Below are 19,971 nucleotides of genomic sequence, written 5' to 3'. Positions count from 1 at the left end.
CTGCTCCCTGTTGTCTGGCTGCTGCGCGGGTGGAGGCGGTCAATGCGGTCGGGTATGACGAGTGTTGACCGAGGATCGGTCGTCAGCGGCGGCGGATGTTCGGCAGCGCCTTGCGGTCGATCGCCGAGCGCGGAGATCCGCCTTCGGTGCCGCTGTCGGCGGCGTCGGCGTAGCCGTCCGGGTCGATCAGCGCGTCGACCCCGTCGGCCAGCAGCGGGGTGTCGACCGGCAGCGTGCGCTTGATCAGGGCGAGCGCGATCGGCCCGAGCTCATGGTGGTAGCCGACGCTGCCGACCCGGCCGACCTGCCGGCCGCCGTCCACGGTGAGTACGGCGGATCCGTTGGCGGGCAACCGGTCGACGCTGCCGTCCAGGTTCAACATCACCAGCCGCCGAGGGGGTCGGCCGAGGTTGTTGACCCTGGCCACCGTCTCCTGACCGCGGTAGCAGCCCTTGTTCAGGTGCACCGCCGATTCCAGCCATCCGGTCTCGTTCGGGATGGTCCGTTCGTCGGTGTCGATGCCCAGTCGGGGTTCCCTGGTGGGGATGCGTAGCGCGTCGGCCGCCCAACTGCCGGCGGCCCGGGTGCCGGCAGCCACGATGCCGGCCGCCACCGCCCCGATCCGACCCGCCGGTACCGCGATCTCGATCGCGGTACCGGACACCCGGCCGAACCCGTCGATCTCGGGAAGCGACGCGGCGCCGATCTCCGGGGCGCCGGCGAAGGCGCGCTCCGGTCCGGTGATCCGCAGCAGCCCGAGGTCGGTCTCGCCGATCTCCACCTTGGACCAGAACTTCATCGACTCCAGAAACGCGCGCAGCGCCTCGCCGCGGCCGGGCTCGGTGTCCAGGTAGACGGTGTCACCGAGCACCGTCACCCCCATCTGGTGCTCGACGTGACCGGTCGGCGAGAGCAGCAGCGCCTGCGTCACCGTGCCGTCGGTGGCGGTGTCCAGTGCCTGGGTGGTGAGGGTGTGCAGCCAGCTCAACCGGTCCTCGCCGGTGATCGCCAGCACTTCCCTGTGCGACAGGTCGAACAGCGCCGACCGATCCTCCGCGGCTCGTTGTTCACCGATCGGGTCGCCGTAGTGCCAGGCGATGGCGTCGTCCGGGTCGGACGTTGCGGCGGTCTCGTGCTGCACGAGGCCTTGGATGCCCTTTTGCAGCCCGCCGGGCTGCGTCACCCTGGAAACGGCACCTGGCAGGTCGAGCAGAGCGGAACTCATGACCCCATGGTAGGCGTGGCCGATTCCGACCAGGTCAGCCGGCGTCCGCCGTCACCTGCGCCCTGGCCGCCACGAACGCCTCGACGCAGCGCCGCACGTCGTCGGCGGAATGCGCCGCCGACAGTTGCACCCTGATCCGGGCCTTGCCCTGCGGCACCACCGGGTAGGAGAAGGCGATCACGTACACCCCCAGCTGCAGCATCGCGTCGGCGATCCGGCCGGCCAGCTTGGCGTCGCCGAACATCACCGGGGTGATCGGGTGCTCGCCGGGCAGCAGGTCGAAGCCTGCCTCGGCCATCAGCTCGCGGAACAGCTCGGTGTTCGCCCGCAAGGTCTTCCGTTGTTCGTCACCCCCGGCGATCAGCTGCAGGGCGGCGAGCGAACCGGCCACGACAGGCGGTGCGACGGCGTTGGAGAACAGGTACGGCCGGGACCGTTGTCGCAGCAGGTCGACGATCGCCTGGTGGGCTGCCAGGTAGCCGCCGGAGGCTCCGCCGAGGGCCTTGCCGAGGGTGCCGGAGACGATGTCCACCCTGTCCTGCACGCCGAACAGCTCGGGGGTGCCGGCCCCGCCGGGGCCGACGAATCCGACCGCATGCGAATCGTCGACCATCACCAACGCGTCGTACTTCTCGGCCAGATCGCAGATCTCGTCCAGCGGCGCCAGATAGCCGTCCATCGAGAACACCCCGTCGGTGACGATCAACCGCCGGCCGGCGCCGCCGGCGGCGATCAGCTGCTGCTCGAGGTCGGCCATGTCCCGGTTCTTGTAGCGGTACCGCTGGGCCTTGCACAGCCGGATACCGTCGATGATCGATGCGTGGTTCAGCTCGTCGGAAATCACCGCGTCGTCCGGCCCGAGCAGCACCTCGAACAGACCACCGTTGGCGTCGAAACAGGACGAGTACAGGATCGCCGCGTCGGTGTGCAGGAACTCCGCGATCGCGTTCTCCAGGTCGGCGTGCTGGGTCTGGGTGCCGCAGATGAACCGGACGCTGGCCATGCCGAATCCCCAGTCGTCCAACGCGTTTCGAGCAGCGTCGAGCACCGCCGGATGATCGGCCAGCCCGAGATAGTTGTTGGCGCAGAAGTTCAGCACCCGGGCGCCGCCGGCGCTCACCGTCGCCGCCTGCGGTCCGCCGAGCTGCCGCTCTGCCTTGTACAGGCCGGCGTCGCGAATCTCGGTGAGGGTGGCCTCGAGCTGCTCGCGAACCGTTCCGTACATCGGATCCTCCCGGGGTTGGCTGGCCGGACGCCGTCACAGTACCGAAGGACGGCGTCCGGTCTTCCAGCGACGGCGGTCAGAGGTGGCCGGCGGCGTGCGCGACGTCCTCCTGGTGGATCTGGCTGGGTGTGAACTCGGCGCCGTAGAACCACACCACCGTCTGGACATTGTTGCTATCGGTCCAGAGTGCGTGGAACATGCCGTCGGACCCGACCGCCAGATCGGTGTAGTCGCCGAAGAAGCCGCCGCCGAACCCGTAGCGGGTGTTGATCGGCTGAGTGCTCACCGTCGAGGTGCTGCTCAGATCCGTCACCACGTAGTCGAGCCTGGTGTTGTGGATGTACGGACCCAGCGTGTCGCAGGTGATCCGGCCGACCGGAGCCGGTTGCTCGACCTGGCAGGTCTGCCACGGCGAGACCACGTCGCCGCGGTAGGCGCCGAAATAGACGTGACCGTTGGTACCGACATCGACGGCCGGGAAGATGTCCTCCACCGCGCCGGCCGGCGTCGGCGCCGCCAGTGTGCCGCCGCCGGGCTGCGTGGCCGGATAGCCGACCGGCATTCGGTTCGCGGCGGCGAAGACCCGAGCGGGCGCCGTCCAGGTGGCGCCGCGATCGGTCGACCTGCTGTAGACGGCCGTCGAGACGTTCCCGATCATCGTCGTCCAGGTGGCGTAGAGGTCACCGTTCGGGGCGACCGCCGCGGCCGGGAAGCTGTTGTCCCGGAACGCGGTGTCGGTCAGTACATGGCTGTCCGCCACGGTGGCGATGGCATGCGGTGCATCCCAACTCGCCCCGCCGTCGGTCGAGCGAACCACGTAGGTGGAACTGGCGGTGGCCTGTCTCGTCGACCCTTCGAAGAACACGTATACCGTGCCGTCCGGGCCGACAACGGGCCGAGATCCCTGGTCGTACAGCACATTCCGGCTGATCGATGCGGGAGTGGTGAAGGTCCGCCCACCGTCGGAGGAGGAGACGAAGAAGATCGGCGACTGGACGTAGTTGCCGTTGTGCGCATTGAAGATGAACCGGGTCCAGGTGACGTAGACCCGGTCGCGGAAGGGGCTGCTGGTCGACGCGTCGGCCGCGATCCACTCCTTGTCGTTCAGCGTCGCCGGTGACGTCGTCGGGTTGATCAACGTCGGTGCGCTCCAGTGCAGGGCGCCGGCGCCGTCGAAGGTGCCCCGGTTCACCGCGACCGTGTTCGGTGCGCTGGTCCGGTTGAAGCCGAGACCGGCGTAGTAGACGGTGCCGCGACTGTCGAAGGCCAGCGCCGGGTCGCCACCGGCGTCGTACTGGCCGCCGGCCAGCCGGTTGACGCCCGGGATCAGCGTGCCGAGATGAGCAGGGTCGGAAGACGTGCAGCACCAGGTGGTGCCGCCGTTGTTCGAGTAGTAGGTGCCGGAGTAGCCGTCGCCGAGGGCGCTGCACGGGGTACCGGCGATGGTGCAGGTCCAACTGCGGGTCACGTAGTCGTTGGCGGCGGCCACCACCCGGTGCGGGTTGTTCGGGTCGACGGCGATCGCCGTCTCGTTCTGCGGGGCGGCGGCGGTGTCCTGGTTCACCGTGACGGCCGGTGGGGTGATCGAGGTGCCGTCCAGCGGGCTGCTCAGGATGTTGATCGGGGTGATCGGCGGCGCCGTCGGTGCGGAATCCTCTTCGGCCTCTTCCTCCAGATAGGCCGAGAATCGGATCTGCAGGCCGGCGGTGCCGTGCAGCGAGGCAACCTTTCCGGCCAGGGTCGAGATGTCGTACTTGGGTGCGGACGCCGGCGCGGTGCTGGATGCACCGCCGTTGGACGCACCGTTGGCGGGCGGGCCGGCCAACAGCAACGCGGCGATGACGGCCGCGCCGGCGGACAGGGTCAGGATCTTTCTCATGGACAACCTCCTGGGTATGGAGGCAGCGGGGCACCCTACGTGGCCTGGTGGGTCACGTCCTCGACCAGATGGGCCGTCGCGTGCGGGTGATGCCAGAGCATCGATGTTCAAGCTAGGCCCGGTGTTTCGGCGGGTCAATAGTCCCCGGGAAGTCGGCGGCCGACCGTCACACCGTCCAGTCGAGGACCACCTTGCCGCCGGTGCCGTGGGCGGCTGCGTCGAACCCTGCCTGCCACTGCGAGGCCGGGAACCGGTCGGTGATCACCGGCGAGATGTCCAGTCCGGAGCGCAGTAGCGAGCTCATCGCGTACCAGGTCTCGAACATCTCCCGGCCGTAGATGCCGCGGATGGTGATCATGTGGCTCACCACCTTCGCCCAGTCGATCTGGATCGGTTGGCTGGGCAGCCCCAGCATGGCGATCCGCCCGCCGTGGTTGAGGTTGGCGATGATCTCCGGCAGCGCGGCCGGGTTGCCGGACATCTCCATGGCCACGTCGAAGCCCTCGACCATGCCCAGTTCGGCCTGCGCCTGGGACACCTGGGTGTCGGCGACGTTCACCGCCAGATCGACCCCGAGCTGCCGGGCCAGCGCCAGCCGCGGCTCGCTGACGTCGGTGATCACCACGAACCGGGCGCCGACCTTGCGGGCCACCGCCGCGGCCATCAACCCGATCGGGCCGGCGCCGGTGATCAGCACATCCTCGCCGACCAGCGGGAAACTCAACGCGGTGTGCACCGCGTTGCCGAACGGGTCGAAGATCGCGCCGATGTCCAGGTCGACCCCGGAAGCGTCGTCGAGTCGCTTCTTGTGCACCCAGACGTTGGTCTCCGGAATCACCACGAACTCGGCGAACGCGCCGTCGCGGTCGACCCCGATGCTGGAGGTGCGGATGCACAGGTGCCGCCGACCGGCCCGGCAGTTGCGGCAGGTGCCGCAGACGATGTGCCCCTCGCCGGAGACGAAATCGCCCAGCCGCACGTCCTGGACGCCCTCGCCGAGATCCACCACCTCGCCGCAGAACTCGTGCCCGGGGATCAGCGGCGGGTGGATCGCGCCCTGTGCCCAGCCGTCCCAGCGGTGGATGTGCAGGTCGGTGCCGCAGATCCCGGTACGCAGCACCCGGATCTTCACCTCGCCTGGGCCGGCCTCGGGTTCGGGTCGTTCGGTCATCTCGAAGCCAGGCGCCGCGGTCGCCTTGAAGAGTGCTCGCACCGGCACATTGTGTCCTGTCGGGTGCGATAGTTCACAGTCGGCCGGGCACCATCGGGCCCGTGCACCGTGCACAATCGCTGGCTATGGCACCAGACAATGTCGTCTTCAAGGTTCGGGTTGTTCCCTCGGGTGAGCGCCCATCGCGAAGTTCCACCCCGAACGATCGCCCACGCCGAACCTTCGGCCCGACGATCGCTGGATCGTTGTGAACAACCCGAACAGGGTCGTCGCCGACGAGTTGGCCCAGCTGGCCGGGATCGATCCGGTGGTCCCACCGCCGTCCGACGCGCCGGTCCGGGAGTTGGGCGGCGCCAACGGCGTCAGCCCGTACCTGGAACTGGACCGGGCCGAATGGGCCGGGTTGCGTCAGCAGACCGAGATGACGCTGACCCAGGAGGAGGTCACCAGGCTCGGTGGCCTCACCGACCCGATCGATTCGGGGGAGGCCGAGCAGATCTACCTGCCGCTGTCGCGGCTGCTGAGCCTGTACGTGGCCGGCACCGGCGTCCTGCACAAGATCACCTCCACCTTCCTGGGCGAACGCGCCGAACGCACCCCGTTCGTCATCGGCGTGGCCGGATCGGTCGCGGTCGGCAAGTCCACCACCGCCAGGGTGCTGCGCGAGTTGCTGGCCCGCTGGCCGGACACCCCCAGGGTGGAACTGCTCACCACCGACGGGTTCCTCTACCCGAACGCCGAGTTGGAGCGGCGGGACCTGATGAACCGCAAGGGTTTTCCCGAGTCGTACGACCGGCGGGCGCTGCTCAACTTCGTTGCCGAGGTCAAGTCGGGGGCGACCGAGGTGCGAGCGCCGAAGTACGACCACCTGACCTACGACATCGTGCCGGATGACGAGGTCGTGGTCCGTCATCCCGATGTGTTGATCGTCGAGGGGCTGAACGTGCTGCAGCCGGCCAGGGCCAGCGAGGCGGCCACCGGAGCCCAGGTGGTGAGCGACTACTTCGACTTCTCCATCTATGTCGACGCATCGCCGGACGACATCGAACGCTGGTACGTGGAGCGCTTCCTGTCGTTGCGCCGCACCGCTTTCGCCGATCCAGACTCGTTCTTCCACCGGTTCTCGGCGCTCACAGACGGCCAGGCAGTGGAACTGGCCACCGGCATCTGGCGCTCGATCAACGAGCCCAACCTGCGGGAGAACATCCTGCCGACCAGGGCCAGGGCGCACCTGGTGCTCCGCAAGGGCCCTCAGCACGCGGTGGAGAAGATCTACCTGCGCAAGCTCTGACGCGAGAGCGCATCGGAGATCAGCCGGACGAACGTGCCGGGGTCGTCGGCCGAGCACCGGATCCGGTCAACCTCTGCCGTTGCCCCTGACTCGTCGGCCGGAACCTGCTGCGGCGACCGCAGGGTGATCACCACGTCGGTGGTGCCGATGCCCAACTCCAGGGCACGGCCGACCACGCCGGGCCGCCGCGGCGGGGTGCCGAGGGTGGTGCCGATCGAGGCGATCAACGACAGCGGGATCTGAACCTCCATCGCGTTGCCGCACCGCACCAACAGGGACCGTTCGGTCAGCAGATGCGGGCGGATCCGATAGCCGGCCACCATCCCGGCCATCAGCGGCAGGCTGCCGATGCACACCACGGCGAGCGCGACCCGCAGCCACCACCACGGCACCGCCAGCTCGACGATCGCTGTCTCCACCGCCGTCATCGCGATGATGACCCAGAGGAAGGTGGTCGTCGATCGGCCATAGGCGATAGCCGTTGCGCCCGGCGGGATGTCGCGGTGGCCCTGGCCCAGGCGAGCGCATCCCGAAGCTGCCGGCCGGTGGCGAGCAACCATTGCGGCGGGAAGCTCATGACGTCGATCCGGTTTCGGTTTCGAAGGCTTCGGCGGCCAGTTCCAGGCAGCGGCGCTGGGCGGGGGTCATGGTGTCGAGGGCAAGCTCCCAGGCGAGTGCGGATCCGGCGGCCGTCATCGAGCCGAAGTGCTGACGTCCGACCGCGGCCAGCTCGGCGGCAACCGCCTCGAGGCGCGGATCGCCCGGATCCGCGTCGGCCAGCTCCGCCAGCTGCCGGTCGATCCGGCGGCCGGTGGCCACCGCTTCGGAATCCCGCAGCGAGTCCCGATAGGCGCCGGCGAACTCGGCGAACTCGGTATCGGTGCTGCCGGCGCGCATCAGCTCCAGCAATGTCCGCTCGCTCGACCGCCCGGCGACCTCGGGCGCCACGGCGGCCAGTTCGACGAGCAACGCGGCCACTCCTGGGGAGGAGGTCAGGTCGTGGTCGGAGGCCATCAGCGCCAGCAGGTCCGCGCGCTGCCGGTCCAGGGTCGCCTGCTGTTCGGCGAGATCGGCCACCACATCGGCCAGCAGCACCCGCAGGTCCTGTTCATCTGCGTGCACGGACCTGACCTCGGCCAGGGTCAGTCCGAGCGCGGTCAGCCGGACCACGCGCAGCAGCCGGATCAGGTCGGCGGCGGTGTAGTCGCGGTAGCCGTTGGACCGGCGCGCGGCATCCGGCAGCACCCCGCTGGCGTGGTAGTGGCGCACCGCCCTGGTGCTCACCCCCGCCAACGCCGCCAATTCGCCGATCCGCATGCACCGATGATGAACGTTGACGCCGCGTCAATGTCAAGAACCGGACGGAATCGGTTGGATCGCGCAGCCGGCCGTAGGCTGCCGTCGTGAGCGAATTGCTGATCGCACGCAACCCGTCACCGGATTCCCGGCTGGGATTCCTGATCAGGTTGCCGCTGGCCGGGGGCACGGTCTTTCGGACCAGCGACACCTGGCCGCGGACCAAGGCACTGTTCTGTTATTCCGTGTCGGCCGACGAGTGGCCGGAAGAACCGGAGATCGTCGAGCGGGTCGCCCTGCGATCCTGCATCCGACGCGGGGCGGCGATCGACCTGATCGCCGACCGCGGCCGGGAGAGTCGTTCGCAGATCGTCTATACGAAGGCGCGGGGCCGCGACGTGGTGTTCTGGCAGGCACCGCGGACCCGCAAGCAGGCCCGCCCGAACGTGCGGGTGCCGACCGCCAGGGCATCGGGGCTGACGGACCTGCAGATCGTGGTCGACGCGCATGAGCGGTACCCGTACACGTTCGCCGACCGGCAGGCGACCACCGTCCGGCGGGCGCTACCGTGCGGGGACTACGGGCTGATCGAGGGCGGCCGGCTGGTCGCCTCGGTGGAGCGGAAGTCGTTGCCGGACCTGGTGTCCAGCCTGACCAACGGCAAGCTGCGGTTCGCCCTCGGTGAGTTGGCGGCGCTACCGCGGGCCGCGGTGGTGGTGGAGGAGCGGTACTCGGCGGTGTTCAAGCTCGACGTCATCCGGCCGGCGGTGGTCGCCGAGGGGCTGGCCGAGCTGCAGGTGCGCTACCCGAACGTGCCGATCGTTTTCTGCGAGACCAGGACCTTGGCGGCCGAGTGGACCTACCGGTTCCTGGGCGCCGCCAGGGTCTGGGCCGAGACCGAGGCCGCGATCAGTCTTCGGCCGGACATCGCCGTGCGGACTTTCGCCGGACCTGACGACGGAGCTGACGACGAAGCTGCCGACGCGGCTGATGCCGCACCACTCGCCCCCGAGCCGGAGACTGCCGAGGTGCGGCGCTGGGCCCGGGAAGTCGGCCTCGAGGTGCCCGACCGTGGCCGGCTCAAGCCGTCGGTCTGGGCCGCCTGGCACCTCGCCCACCGGGCGACCGACGGAGCCGGCTGAACCCTGTCGGTGGAGCTGGGTCACGTCACGGACCATGTCCCTCGCGCACTCGGGTCGACGTCAGCCCGGGGTGCGGCGACGGATCGGCGCGGGGCCCGCTTACGCTGACGATCGTGACCGAAATGATCGTCGCCACCCTCGATGGCGTGTTGCATCCTTCCGACCAACCGCTGCTACGACCGGACGACGTCGGAGTGCTCCGCGGCGACGGTGTCTTCGAGACCACCTTGGTGGTCGACGGTGTGCCCCGTGATCTGGAGGAACACCTCGCCCGGCTGGCGGTGTCGGCGACGATGATCGACCTGCAACTACCGGCGGATGATGAATGGCGCCGCGGCATCGACGCGGTGCTGCAGGCCTGGACCCCGCTGCCTGATCGACAAATGGTGCTCAGGCTGATCGCCACCCGCGGCCCCGAGCACGCCGACGTCCCCACCTGTTACGTCACCGGCGGCCCATTGCCCGAGGCCACCTGTGCGCAACGCGACGGAGTCCGGATCCGGGTCCTGCCAAGGGGTTTCGCCGGTCGGGAAATCGTCGTGATGCCGTGGTTGCTGCCCGGCGCGAAGACGTTGTCGTACGCGATCAACATGGCTGCCATCCGGCACGCCAAGTCGTTGGGCGACCAGGACGTGGTGTTCGTCGGCACCGACGGGACCGTGCTCGAGGGGCCGACCGCGACCGTGGTGCTGGCCGTTGGTGACACGCTGACCACGCCGCCGCGGGACGGCATCCTGGACGGCATCACCGTCCGCCGACTGTTCGCCGCCGCCGAGAAGGCCGGCTGGACCACCCGCAGGGCCGAGTTCGAGACGGAGCGGCTGCTGAGTGCCGGGGGCGCCTACCTGTTGTCCAGTGCCCGGATCCTGGCGCCGATCGTCAGCGTCGACGGCACGGCCCGGCCGATCGGGCCGCGCACCGCGGAACTGGCGGCGCTGCTGGAACTGCCTGGTGCGCCGAACGGCCGCTGACGGGGTTCAATAGCGGCATGGATCCGCGTGCAGGAAAGCCGGCCGAGCCGGGAGATCTGATCGACGTCGATGCCCTCCTCGCCGCCTATGAGGACATCGAACCCGACCCGTCCGTGCCCGACCAGCGGGTGGTGTTCGGCACCTCGGGACACCGCGGGTCGAGCCTGGACGCGGCGTTCAACCGCAACCACATCCTGGCCATCACCCAGGCGATCTGCGAGTTCCGGGCACAGCAGGGCACCACAGGGCCGCTGTTCCTGGCCGGCGACACCCACGCGCTCACCGAGCCGGCCACCAGGACCGCCCTGGAGGTACTGGCCGCCAACGGGGTGACGGTGATGCTCGACGTGAACGATCGCTACACCCCGACACCGTCCGTCAGCCACGCCATCCTCAAGGCCAACCGCGGCCGGACCGGCAAGCTCGCCGACGGCATCGTGGTGACGCCGTCGCACAATCCGCCGCGGGACGGCGGCTTCAAGTACAACCCGCCGAACGGCGGCCCGGCGGATTCCGACGCCACCGGCTGGATCGCGGCCAGGGCGAACGAACTGCTGGAGAGCCGGCTCGATGGTGTCCAGCGGATGGAGTACCGGGCCGCCCGCGACGCCGACACCACCGGCTTCTTCGACTACTTGTCCTCCTACGTCGGCGACCTTGACAACGTGATCGACCTCGATGCGATCCGCTCGGCCGGGGTCCGGATCGGCGCCGACCCGCTGGGCGGCGCCTCGGTCGACTACTGGGGAGCCATCGCCGAGCGGCACCGGCTGGACCTGGAGGTGGTGAACACTACCGTCGACCCGCGCTGGGCCTTCATGACCCTGGACTGGGACGGCAAGATCCGGATGGACTGCAGCTCCCCGTACGCGATGGCGTCGCTGGTCGCGAACGCCGGCCGGTACGACATCGCCACCGGCAACGACGCGGACGCCGACCGGCACGGCATCGTCACCCCCGACGCCGGATTGATGAACCCGAACCACTACCTGACGGTGGCCATCGACTACCTGTACCGGCACCGGACCGACTGGCCGGCGGGCACCGGCGTCGGCAAGACGCTGGTCTCCTCGTCGATGATCGACCGGGTGGTCGGCGAGCTGGGCCGGACGCTGGTCGAGGTTCCGGTGGGCTTCAAGTGGTTCGTCCCGGGCCTGATCGACGGCAGCATCGGGTTCGGCGGCGAGGAGTCGGCCGGTGCCTCGTTCCTGCGGCGCCGCGGCACGGTCTGGACCACCGACAAGGACGGCATCCTTCTTGACCTGCTGGCCTCGGAGATCCAGGCGGTCACCGGGAAGTCGCCGAGCGCCCGGTACGCCGAACTCACCGGACAGTTCGGCGACGCGGCCTATGCCCGGGTGGACGCGCCGGCCACCAAGGACGAGAAGGCCAAGCTCGGCAGGCTGTCGGCGGACGCGGTGAAGGCGGACACGCTGGCCGGCGAGAAGATCGTCGACCGGCTGGTGACGGCGCCCGGCAACGGGGCGCCGATCGGCGGGCTCAAGGTGGTCACCGAGAACGCCTGGTTCGCCGCCCGCCCGTCGGGCACCGAGGACGTCTACAAGATCTACGCCGAGTCGTTCAAGGGGCCGGAGCACCTCGCGCTGGTGCAGGCCGAGGCCCGCGAGGTGGTCGCCGCTGCCCTCGCCGGCTGAGCAGGCGTCAGCCGACCAACCGCTCCAGCAGCGCGGATGAGTGCGGGGCCAGCTCGGCGTCGGTGTGGGCGCGTTCCTCGACGTACGCGAGCCGGCCGTCGGCAGTGATCCCGTAGAGCCGGGTGGCGCCGATCACCGGCGTCGCGGTCGGCGTGCGCAGCACCCCGTCGGTCGACAATGCCCAGGCGGTCAGCGAGCGGGCCTGGCCGTAGAACACCTCGACCCGGCCCTCGGCGTGCGCCAGCAGCAGTTCGATCGAGCCGTCCGGCTGGGGCCGCAGCCAGCCGACCTCGCGCGATGCCGGCATCGGGTCGTCGTCGCTGCGAATCGCCGGCGGCAGGTTCCAGACGATCGACTCGAACCGCAGGAACGGCCGTCCGTCGTGCGAGACCACGATCTGCTGGCCGAAATCCGGGTGGGCGCCGGTGGCGCCGTCGTCAGCCAGGGGTTCGTTGCCGTAGCTGCCGGTCCCTCGCCAGACGCCGACCAGCGGCAACAGGCTCAGACAGTCGGGGTGGATCTCCGGCCCGAGCCGGACATTCGCGGTGTCGGCCGGGATCGGCAACTCGGGGGCGTCGGCGATGTTCCGCTCCCTGGTGGAGGCGGCGCGGGCGGCCGCCGCCGCCACGGCGGCATCGCCGCTGCCCGGGACAACCCCGCTACGCCCTTCCTGGTCGCCGGGCGGGACAACCCCGCTACGCCGTTCCTGGTCGCCGGGCGGGACAACCCCGCTACGCCCTTCCTGGTCGCCGGGCGGGACAACCCCGCTACGCCGTTCCTGGTCGCCGGGCGGGACAACCCCGCTACGCCGGCGGGTGGGGTCTTTGCTCTCGTGCTCACTCATCGGTCGTTCCTGGCAAGCCGGTAGCTGAGGTAGCCGGCGCCGGCCGCGATCAGCAGGGCGAGGGCGATCAGCAGCGCGGTGAACATGGCCTGCCACATGTCTGGCGACCTTACCCGGCGGCCTGCAACAGTTGGCCGAGCTGCACGTCGCGCGCCGAGCCGGTCAGCACCAGCGCCGACCCGTCGACCCGGGCCGTGGCCGAGTCCAACCGGAACGGCAGTCCGGTCAGCGGCAGGTCGATGCTGAAGTCCTTGATCAGCGCGTTGGTCAGGGCGGTCGGCACCGCGGCCGGCGCCTCCACCACCTTCGCGTTGCCCAGCCGCAGGGTTCCGTCGGCGTAGGTCGGGGTCACGTCGATCGTCACCGGGAAGGTCTGTCCGGCGGCCGCGACGGTGGTGCCCAGCCGCAGCGCGCCGTTGTCACCCGCCGCGACGGTGAGCTCCTGCTGCTCGAGGACCGAGGCCAGCACCGGCGCCGGAATGCTCGCCGTGATGTCGGCGTGTCCTGAGGTCAGGCTGTCGACGTTGCCGTCAAGCACGTCGGAAATCGTCAGCCGCACGTCGTAGAGCTCGACGGTGGCGTCCACGCCGGTCAGCTTCCCGGTGCTCAGGTCGTGGCTGGCCACCGTGATGTGCTGGTAGTTGCCGGCGATGGCCTGCCAGAGGAACGACATCCCGTGGATGTCGACGTCGGGCGCCGGGCTGACGCCGCCTTCGGTGGCGATGGCCTCGCCAGCCTTCGACTCGGCGATCGCCCGGCCGGCGAAGTCCGCGCCGATCACCAGCAGGATCAGCACGATGAGGGTTATCAGAAGCTTGCGCACAGCTGCCAGTGTGCCTGCCGCGAACTCCGTCGGCGGACGAACGGGCCGTTCCGCGGCGAGATCAGGGGCGAGGTCAGGGGGTTCGGGAGGCGACGGCCCAGGCCGCTATCCGGTCGATCAGCTCATCCGAACTGCCGGTTTCGGCATGGCCCATCCCCGGCTCGATCCAGAGCTGGGCGTGCCCGCCGGAGGCGCGCTGCAGGGCGATGGTGTCGGCGGGGGAGAAATAGCGGTCCGCGGTGCCCTGGACCAGCAGCAGCGGCACCGTGACCCGGTCGATCACCTCGAGCGGGCTGGGCGGTACGTCATCCCAGGGCTTGCCCAGCCGCACACCCAGCCAGCGACCGGCCAGCGGCCCGAGCGGGTGCTCCAGCATCCAGTGCACCCGGCGCATCTGCGCCGAGTCGCGGATGTACCAGCGGGCGGCCGGCGACACCGCGACCGCGGCGTCCACCGGTTGCGCGCCGGCGGCCGCCTGCAGTAGGGCCACCGCGCCGCCCATCGAGAACCCGACGAGCACGATTCGATCGCCGGGAGCGTGCTCGCGGGCCAGTGCGACCGCGGCGTCGAGGTCCTGTGGCTCGTCCCGGCCGACCGAAGACCGGCCCGCCGAGCGTCCGTGGCCGCGGAAGTCCAGGGCCAGCACGCTGCCGTGGCCGGCCAGCCGCTCGATCACCCGGCGGGTCGCGGGCCTGGCGGTCGAGTGGCTCATCCCGTGCGCCACCACGAAGGTGACACCGACCGGCCCGGGCAGCCGCAGCCCGCGGAGCGTCACACCGTCGCTGGTGACGGCCGTCATCGGTACGGCGGCGGGCCCGTTCGCCGGGCCCGGTGGCCGGGTCTGCCGCCGGTACGGCGGCAGGCGGGCGCGGCCGGTGCGGCCGGGGCGGCCGGTGCCAACGGTCATCAACCGGTTCCTCCCGTCCCTCGTCATACCGATTATCCCTGCCGCGGGTTGGTCAGCTGCCGGGTCGGCCCGGAACCCGGGCCGGCAACCGGCCGTTCGGCAGTGCGCGCCGAACCGCCGGACACCGCTGAAATAGAATGCCCTGACACCCGGCTCGACCAGGCAGGAGGCAGCCATGGACGTGCTGTTGCTGACCTCCGAGTCCGACCCCGTCGCCGTCCTGCCGGCCGCCGATCTGCTGCCGGTAACGTTGCGCGCCGCTGCCTTCGAGGCGGCCTCGCTGGTGACCGCCGGCCCGTACGACGTGGTGCTGGTGGACGCCAGGGACGACCTTGCCGGCGCCAGGACGCTGTGCAAGCTGCTCGGCTCGCAGGGACTCGCGGTCCCGGTGCTGGCGGTGGTCAACGAGGGCGGCATGGTGGTGGTCGGCCCCGAATGGGGGGTGGCCGACATCGTGCTGGCCACCGCCGGCCCCGCCGAGGTGCACGCCCGGTTGCGGCTGCTGGTCGGCCGGACGTCGGTCGGTGGGAACAGCGGACTGGTCAGCGTCGGCGACCTGAGCATCGACGAAGACACCTACACCGCCCGGCTGCGCGGCCGGATCCTGGAGCTCACCTACAAGGAATTCGAGTTGCTGCGGTTCCTGGCCCAGCACCCGGGCCGGGTGTTCACCCGCGAGCAGCTGGTCACCGAGGTCTGGGGCTACGACTTCTTCGGTGGTACCCGCACGGTCGACGTGCATGTCCGGCGGCTGCGGGCGAAACTCGGCACCGAGTACGAGGCGTTGATCGGCACCGTGCGCAACGTCGGCTACAAGATGGTGCCGCCGCGCTCCGCGACCAGGGACGAGGCGGCCAACCCGGCATGACCGATCCGACACCGGCGAACGGGCGGCAGTGGCAACGCGGCGTGGAACCGACTGTTGCCCAACAGGTTCGGCAGCTGGCCGAGCTGGCCAGGGACGTCGACGGGGTGGCTCCGCTCTCCGGCCACGTCCTCGAGTCGCTGACCGCCGCCGGGACTGACGAATTCCTGCTCCGGACGGACGGCGACCGGCTCGTCGGGGTGGCGGTGCTCCGGCCCGATGATCCCGCGGAATTGGTGGTGCACCCCGACTCTCGTGGCCACGGCATCGGCGGGTGGCTGCTGGACGCGGCGATCGGACGGGCCGGCCGGGTCTGGGCGCATGGGCAGTTGCCGGCCGCGCAGGCACTGGCCGACGCCCGAGGGCTGACGGTGGTCCGGACCCTGCTGCAGATGCGCCGCTCGCTGCCCGCGGAGTTGGAAGCGCCCCTGCCGCAAGGGATTCGCCTGCGATCCTTCGTTCCCGGGCAGGACGAGCAGCAGTTCCTCGGGGTGAACGCCAGGGCCTTTGCCTGGCACCCGGAACAGGGTCGGCTGGACGCGGCGGGGCTGGCCGACGAGATGGCCAAGGACTGGTTCGACCCGGCCGGGTTCTTCCTCGCGGTCGATCGTGACGACACGGTGCTGGGCTTCCACTGGACCAAGGTGCACCCGATCGATCCCACCCCGCAGGCCGGTACCGGGGAGCCGGGACCGATCGGCGAGGTGTACGTGCTGGCCGTCGACCCACAGGCGCCGGTCCGCGGTCTCGGCGCACCGCTGACCGCGGCCGGCCTGCGGCACCTGGCAGCCGCCGGGCTGCCGACGGTGATGCTGTACGTGGAGGGTGACAACGAGCGGGCCGTCGCGCTGTACCGGCGGTTCGGCTTCCGGACCACCGTCACCGACGTCGTCTACGCGCCCCGCGACCTGCCCTGATACGCCCGGGACGACGAAGATCACAGGCCGAAACGGCGGTCGGGACCGCTCGTTCACCTGCCGTTCACCCAGAACGATCCGTTCGGCTACCCGGGGCACATAGCGTCACCGATCGGATAGCCCGAACGGCTATCCGCGCCGCCCGGGAAGTCCGCACGCACAGGATCCGGGCGACACCCCCGACGTGCCATCTGGCAGACGCAGACTCATGGAGGATCCAGCGTGAAGATCACGCGCATCAGCGGCTTCGCCGCATTCATCGCAGCCGCCGCTGTGGTGCTGGCCGGTTGCGGCTCCGATCCCGCGGCTTCCGACCCGACGTCGAGCGCCGCGACCCAGTCGGCCACCTCCGAGGCCGCCGCCTCGTCGGACGCTTCGTCAGCGGCGGGCTCAGCGGAGGTAGCCACCTCCGGGGCCGCCACCTCGGGCGCTTCGTCCGCAGCGGGCTCCTCGGACGCGGGCACCGCGGGCACCGCGGGCGGCGCAGCCGCCGGCGTCAGCTTCGACGCGGCCGGGTTCACCTGCGCGACCGGTGAACTCCGGTCCTCGGGTTCGACCGCGCAGGGCAAGGCGATCGATGCCTGGATCAAGGCCTACAACGCCAAGTGCGGCGCCAAGGTCAACGACTACGGCGGCGGCGGCTCCGGCAAGGGGATCACCGACTTCACCGCGAACCAGACCGACTTCGCCGGCTCCGACTCGGCGCTCAAGGACGACCAGACCGGCCCCGCCAAGGACCGCTGCCAGGGCGCCGACGCCATCGACCTGCCGATGGTCACCGGCCCGATCGCGATCGCCTTCAAGCTGCAGGGCGTCGACAGCCTGACCCTGACCCCGGCCATCCTGGCCGGCATCTTCGACGACAAGATCACCTCATGGGACGATGCGGCCATCAAGGCCGCGAACCCGGACGTCACCTTGCCGGCCACCGCGATCCAGTCGGTGCACCGCTCCGAGGACTCCGGCACCACCGAGAACTTCGTCAAGTACCTGAAGGCCAACTCCGACTGGGCCTACGAGGGCGGCAAGGCCTGGGAGGCGAACGGCGGCACCGGTGCCAACGGCAGTGACGGTGTCGCCAAGGCGATCGCCGGCACCGACGGCGCCATCGGCTACATCGAGTGGGGCTACGCCACCGCCGACAACCTGACCGTCGCGAAGATCGACAACGGCGGCGGCGCCGTCGAGCTGACCGCCGAGTCGGCCGGCAAGGCCGTGTCCGCCGCCAAGGTGGTCGGCACCGGCAAGGACCTGTCGCTGGAGCTGGACTACGCCACCAAGCAGGCCGGGGCCTACCCGATCATCCTGGTGACCTACGAGATCGCCTGCTCGGCCAACAACGGCGACAAGCTGGACACCCTGAAGAGCTTCCTCGGGTACGCCGCGACGGACGGCCAGGCCATGCTCACGGACGTCGGCGCGGCGCCGCTGCCGGCCGAGATCCAGACCAAGGTGATCGCGGCTGTCAGCGGCCTGAGCTGACGGCAGGAGTTCCGACAGCTACCCACCATGGGTCACCATTACCCGATGACATCGAGCGGCCGGCCTGCCGGCGCGGGCGAGGACACATGTCGAGCACAGCTGGCAGCGGGTCGATGACCGAACCGGATCCGCTGGAGGAGGAGTTGCGGTCGGCGGGCGCCGTCGCTGACGAACAGCGGCGCGCGGCGCCCGCCCCGACCCGGGGTCCGGCCGACCCCCCGAGTTCGGCCGCAGGCGGGTCCGGGACGGTCAGGTCCAGCATCTCCGGGCAGTCGGTGCGCCGGGGGGACCGGGTGTTCAAGGGCCTGGCGGCCGGCTCCGGCGCGGTGCTGCTGGTGGTGATGGCGGCCATCGCGGCGTTCCTGGTCTGGAAGGCCTGGCCGGCGCTGTTCGCCGGAGATGCCAACAAGGGCAACCTGTTCACCACTCAGAAGTGGTCTTTTTCCAGCGAGGGGCCGTCCAACTTCGGGGTGGCCGCACTGGCCTTCGGCACGATCGTCTCGGCGACCATCGCGATGGCGATCGGGGTGCCGGTCGCCATCGGTATCGCGCTGTACATCTCGCACTACGCACCGCGCCGGCTGGCCACCGTGCTCGGCGGCCTGGTCGACCTGCTGGCCGCAGTTCCGTCGCTGGTCTTCGGCATGTGGGGCCTGTACCTGCTGGTGCCCAAGACACAGGGCTTCCAGTCGTGGCTCAACGAGTACTTCAGCTGGACGTACATCTTCGACAACACCAGGTTCACCAATCCGAACCAGTACGGGCAGAGCCTGCTGATGGCCGGCATCGTGTTGGCGATCATGATCCTGCCGGTGGTCTCGGCGGTCTGTCGCGAGGTGTTCCTGCAGACCCCACGGGAGACCGTTGACGCCGCCTGGGCTCTCGGCGCCACCAAATGGGAGACCATCCGGACCGCGGTGCTGCCGTTCGGCCGGGCCGGGATGATCTCGGCGGCCATGCTCGGACTCGGCCGGGCGCTCGGCGAGACCATCGCGGTCGCGTTGCTGCTCAGCTCGGCGTTCAAGATCAACGGCCATCTGACGGAGAAGGCCGGCGACACCTTCGCCTCGACCATCGCGCTGAAGTTCGGCGAGGCGTCCGGGACCCCGCTGGGCATCCCGGCGTTGATCACCGCCGGACTGTTCCTGTTCGTCATCACCCTGATCGTGAACTCGATCGCCCGGGCGATCATCGCCAGGAAGAAGGACTTCACGGCATGAGCACTCTGACCTCGCCGGCGCCGACCACCCCGCCCGCCGGGCGGGCTCTGCCGTCAGCCCTGGTCGGTGCCAGGCTGCCGAAGTGGGCGCCGTACGTTGCCGCGCTGATCGCGCTCGCGCTGGCGGTCGGTGCGAAGTACGGACTGGGCTGGACCGGATGGTACACAGCGTTCTTCACCGCCGCGGCGCTGTACATCGTGGTGCTGAGCGCCTGGTCGTACTCGGTCGAGGGCCGTCGGCGGGCCAAGGACCGGGTGGCCAGCACGCTGATCCACGCCTGCTTCGTGGCGGCGATGGTGCCGCTGCTGCTGATCCTGGTCTACATGCTGCAGCGCGGCCTGCCGGCGCTGACCACCGGACTGTCGGACCCCGACCTGCGCGGCCTGCTGGTCGGCGGTCTGATCGGCACGCTGGAACAGGTCGGGATGGCGGCGATCATCGCCATCCCGCTGGGCATCTTCACCTCGATCTACCTGGTGGAGTACGGCAAGGGTCGGTTCGCCCGGGCGGTGACGTTCTTCGTCGATGTGATGACGGGGGTGCCGTCCATCGTCGCCGGGCTGTTCGTCTACACCTTCCTGCTGCTGGGCTTCGGCGCCCGACCGTTCGGTTTCGCCGGTTCGATCGCGCTGGCCATCCTGATGTTGCCGGTGGTGGTCCGCTCCAGCGAGGAGATGCTGCGGCTGGTGCCGCGCGACCTGCGGGACGCGAGTTACGCCCTGGGGGTGCCGAAGTGGCGGACGATCATCATGATCGTGCTGCCGACGGCGATGTCCGGCCTGATCACCTCGGGCCTGCTGGCCGTCGCCAGGGTGGCCGGCGAGACCGCACCGCTGATCCTGCTCACCGGCTACTCGAGCTTCCTCAACGCCAACCCGTTCTCCGGCGACCAGGCCACCCTGCCGATGATGGTCTGGGACCAGCTCGGCAAACGGACCGGCAATCCCGGCACCGACGCCGGCGCCTGGGGAGCGGCGCTGTTGTTGGTGCTGTTGGTGCTGCTGCTCAACGTGATCGCCCGATTGCTGGCCAGGTTGGCCCAGCCGAAGACCAAGTAA

At 70.0% G+C, this 19,971-nt stretch carries 18 protein-coding genes; 9 read left to right on the top strand and 9 right to left on the bottom strand.

The annotated features are described in order from the left end of the window. Window positions 1–82: 82 nt before the first annotated feature. The 4 genes from ygfZ to tdh all read right to left on the bottom strand — a co-directional run bounded on the left by ygfZ (window position 83) and on the right by tdh (window position 5,542). A complete protein-coding gene (ygfZ, locus tag K340_RS31060; RefSeq protein ID WP_084614595.1) occupies window positions 83–1,225 on the bottom strand; it encodes a CAF17-like 4Fe-4S cluster assembly/insertion protein YgfZ in 1,143 nt (380 codons plus the stop codon). 34 nt (window positions 1,226–1,259) lie between these two features. Beyond that, window positions 1,260–2,450, bottom strand: coding sequence for a glycine C-acetyltransferase (locus K340_RS0117405; protein ID WP_029137642.1), 1,191 nt, complete (start codon window positions 2,448–2,450; stop codon window positions 1,260–1,262). Window positions 2,451–2,526: 76 nt separating this feature from the next. Further along, window positions 2,527–4,329, bottom strand: a complete 1,803-nt coding sequence (locus K340_RS0117400; protein WP_029137641.1) for a sialidase family protein — start codon at window positions 4,327–4,329, stop codon at window positions 2,527–2,529. A gap of 166 nt (window positions 4,330–4,495) precedes the next feature. Next, window positions 4,496–5,542 (bottom strand): L-threonine 3-dehydrogenase, encoded by a 1,047-nt coding sequence (gene tdh, locus K340_RS0117395; RefSeq protein WP_029137640.1) that lies wholly within the window; start codon window positions 5,540–5,542, stop codon window positions 4,496–4,498. A 379-nt stretch (window positions 5,543–5,921) separates the two neighbouring features. Here tdh and coaA point away from each other — a divergent pair, with 379 nt between their 5' ends. Next, window positions 5,922–6,791: a type I pantothenate kinase gene (coaA, locus tag K340_RS0117390; protein ID WP_407662237.1), complete on the top strand. Its 870-nt coding sequence runs from the start codon at window positions 5,922–5,924 to the stop codon at window positions 6,789–6,791. On the opposite strand, the gene K340_RS34480 is transcribed toward coaA, so the two are convergent. After that, window positions 6,773–7,219 (bottom strand): hypothetical protein, encoded by a 447-nt coding sequence (locus tag K340_RS34480; protein ID WP_029137638.1) that lies wholly within the window; start codon window positions 7,217–7,219, stop codon window positions 6,773–6,775. The genes coaA and K340_RS34480 overlap by 19 nt on opposite strands. 145 nt (window positions 7,220–7,364) lie before the next feature. Then, entirely contained in the window at window positions 7,365–8,108 is a 744-nt protein-coding gene (locus K340_RS31050) for a MerR family transcriptional regulator (RefSeq protein ID WP_051266685.1), read from the bottom strand. A gap of 86 nt (window positions 8,109–8,194) precedes the next feature. On the opposite strand from K340_RS31050, the gene K340_RS0117375 reads away from it, so the two are divergent. The 3 genes from K340_RS0117375 (at window position 8,195) to pgm (ending at window position 11,855) form a co-directional block, all read left to right on the top strand. After that, window positions 8,195–9,229 carry an ERCC4 domain-containing protein gene (locus K340_RS0117375; protein ID WP_029137637.1) on the top strand — a complete coding sequence of 345 codons (1,035 nt, stop codon included), beginning with the start codon at window positions 8,195–8,197 and terminating at the stop codon, window positions 9,227–9,229. Between the two features lie 122 nt (window positions 9,230–9,351). After that, on the top strand, window positions 9,352–10,200 hold the full coding sequence (locus K340_RS0117370) for an aminotransferase class IV (protein ID WP_037365309.1): 849 nt from the start codon (window positions 9,352–9,354) through the stop codon (window positions 10,198–10,200). A gap of 17 nt (window positions 10,201–10,217) precedes the next feature. Beyond that, the gene (gene pgm / locus K340_RS0117365) at window positions 10,218–11,855 is read left to right on the top strand and encodes a phosphoglucomutase (alpha-D-glucose-1,6-bisphosphate-dependent) (protein ID WP_037365307.1); all 1,638 of its coding nucleotides are present in this window, start codon (window positions 10,218–10,220) and stop codon (window positions 11,853–11,855) included. Window positions 11,856–11,862: 7 nt separating this feature from the next. Here the strand turns inward: pgm and K340_RS0117360 are convergent, their stop codons facing one another. From K340_RS0117360 to K340_RS31045, 3 genes are all read right to left on the bottom strand, one after another. Further along, complete coding sequence (locus K340_RS0117360) at window positions 11,863–12,699, bottom strand: FABP family protein (RefSeq protein WP_084614594.1); 837 nt, start codon at window positions 12,697–12,699, stop codon at window positions 11,863–11,865. 109 nt (window positions 12,700–12,808) lie between these two features. Further along, window positions 12,809–13,522, bottom strand: a complete 714-nt coding sequence (locus tag K340_RS0117350; RefSeq protein ID WP_029137633.1) for an LmeA family phospholipid-binding protein — start codon at window positions 13,520–13,522, stop codon at window positions 12,809–12,811. Window positions 13,523–13,595: 73 nt separating this feature from the next. Further along, window positions 13,596–14,429, bottom strand: a complete 834-nt coding sequence (locus K340_RS31045; protein WP_245599598.1) for an alpha/beta hydrolase family protein — start codon at window positions 14,427–14,429, stop codon at window positions 13,596–13,598. A 175-nt stretch (window positions 14,430–14,604) separates the two neighbouring features. Here K340_RS31045 and K340_RS0117335 point away from each other — a divergent pair, with 175 nt between their 5' ends. The 5 genes from K340_RS0117335 to pstA all read left to right on the top strand — a co-directional run bounded on the left by K340_RS0117335 (window position 14,605) and on the right by pstA (window position 19,971). Continuing rightward, on the top strand, window positions 14,605–15,297 hold the full coding sequence (locus K340_RS0117335) for a winged helix-turn-helix transcriptional regulator (protein WP_029137632.1): 693 nt from the start codon (window positions 14,605–14,607) through the stop codon (window positions 15,295–15,297). After that, window positions 15,294–16,211: a mycothiol synthase gene (mshD, locus tag K340_RS0117330; protein WP_084614592.1), complete on the top strand. Its 918-nt coding sequence runs from the start codon at window positions 15,294–15,296 to the stop codon at window positions 16,209–16,211. The genes K340_RS0117335 and mshD overlap by 4 nt, the downstream gene beginning before the upstream one ends. Window positions 16,212–16,433: 222 nt before the next feature. Then, a complete protein-coding gene (pstS, locus tag K340_RS0117325) occupies window positions 16,434–17,693 on the top strand; it encodes a phosphate ABC transporter substrate-binding protein PstS (protein ID WP_029137630.1) in 1,260 nt (419 codons plus the stop codon). 86 nt (window positions 17,694–17,779) lie between these two features. Next, the gene (gene pstC / locus K340_RS31040) at window positions 17,780–18,913 is read left to right on the top strand and encodes a phosphate ABC transporter permease subunit PstC (protein ID WP_154674325.1); all 1,134 of its coding nucleotides are present in this window, start codon (window positions 17,780–17,782) and stop codon (window positions 18,911–18,913) included. Then, window positions 18,910–19,971, top strand: a complete 1,062-nt coding sequence (gene pstA / locus K340_RS0117315) for a phosphate ABC transporter permease PstA (RefSeq protein WP_029137629.1) — start codon at window positions 18,910–18,912, stop codon at window positions 19,969–19,971. Before pstC ends, pstA begins: the two co-directional genes overlap by 4 nt.

Origin of the sequence: Nakamurella lactea DSM 19367 (genome assembly GCF_000426645.1) — a bacterium.
In the GTDB taxonomy this organism is placed as follows: domain Bacteria; phylum Actinomycetota; class Actinomycetes; order Mycobacteriales; family Nakamurellaceae; genus Nakamurella; species Nakamurella lactea.
This window is presented reverse-complemented; position numbering and strand designations above follow the sequence as displayed.

What these genes read in the sequence shown, in the direction of transcription:
- ygfZ (WP_084614595.1), bottom strand. Translation starts at nt 1,225, where the DNA reads ATGAGTTCCGCTCTGCTCGACCTGCCAGGTGCCGTTTCCAGGGTGACG.
- K340_RS0117405 (WP_029137642.1), bottom strand. Translation starts at nt 2,450, where the DNA reads ATGTACGGAACGGTTCGCGAGCAGCTCGAGGCCACCCTCACCGAGATT.
- K340_RS0117400 (WP_029137641.1), bottom strand. Translation starts at nt 4,329, where the DNA reads ATGAGAAAGATCCTGACCCTGTCCGCCGGCGCGGCCGTCATCGCCGCG.
- coaA (WP_407662237.1), top strand. Translation starts at nt 5,922, where the DNA reads ATGACGCTGACCCAGGAGGAGGTCACCAGGCTCGGTGGCCTCACCGAC.
- K340_RS34480 (WP_029137638.1), bottom strand. Translation starts at nt 7,219, where the DNA reads ATGACGGCGGTGGAGACAGCGATCGTCGAGCTGGCGGTGCCGTGGTGG.
- K340_RS31050 (WP_051266685.1), bottom strand. Translation starts at nt 8,108, where the DNA reads ATGCGGATCGGCGAATTGGCGGCGTTGGCGGGGGTGAGCACCAGGGCG.
- K340_RS0117370 (WP_037365309.1), top strand. Translation starts at nt 9,352, where the DNA reads ATGATCGTCGCCACCCTCGATGGCGTGTTGCATCCTTCCGACCAACCG.
- pgm (WP_037365307.1), top strand. Translation starts at nt 10,218, where the DNA reads ATGGATCCGCGTGCAGGAAAGCCGGCCGAGCCGGGAGATCTGATCGAC.
- K340_RS0117360 (WP_084614594.1), bottom strand. Translation starts at nt 12,699, where the DNA reads ATGAGTGAGCACGAGAGCAAAGACCCCACCCGCCGGCGTAGCGGGGTT.
- K340_RS31045 (WP_245599598.1), bottom strand. Translation starts at nt 14,429, where the DNA reads ATGACCGTTGGCACCGGCCGCCCCGGCCGCACCGGCCGCGCCCGCCTG.
- K340_RS0117335 (WP_029137632.1), top strand. Translation starts at nt 14,605, where the DNA reads ATGGACGTGCTGTTGCTGACCTCCGAGTCCGACCCCGTCGCCGTCCTG.
- mshD (WP_084614592.1), top strand. Translation starts at nt 15,294, where the DNA reads ATGACCGATCCGACACCGGCGAACGGGCGGCAGTGGCAACGCGGCGTG.
- pstC (WP_154674325.1), top strand. Translation starts at nt 17,780, where the DNA reads ATGTCGAGCACAGCTGGCAGCGGGTCGATGACCGAACCGGATCCGCTG.
- pstA (WP_029137629.1), top strand. Translation starts at nt 18,910, where the DNA reads ATGAGCACTCTGACCTCGCCGGCGCCGACCACCCCGCCCGCCGGGCGG.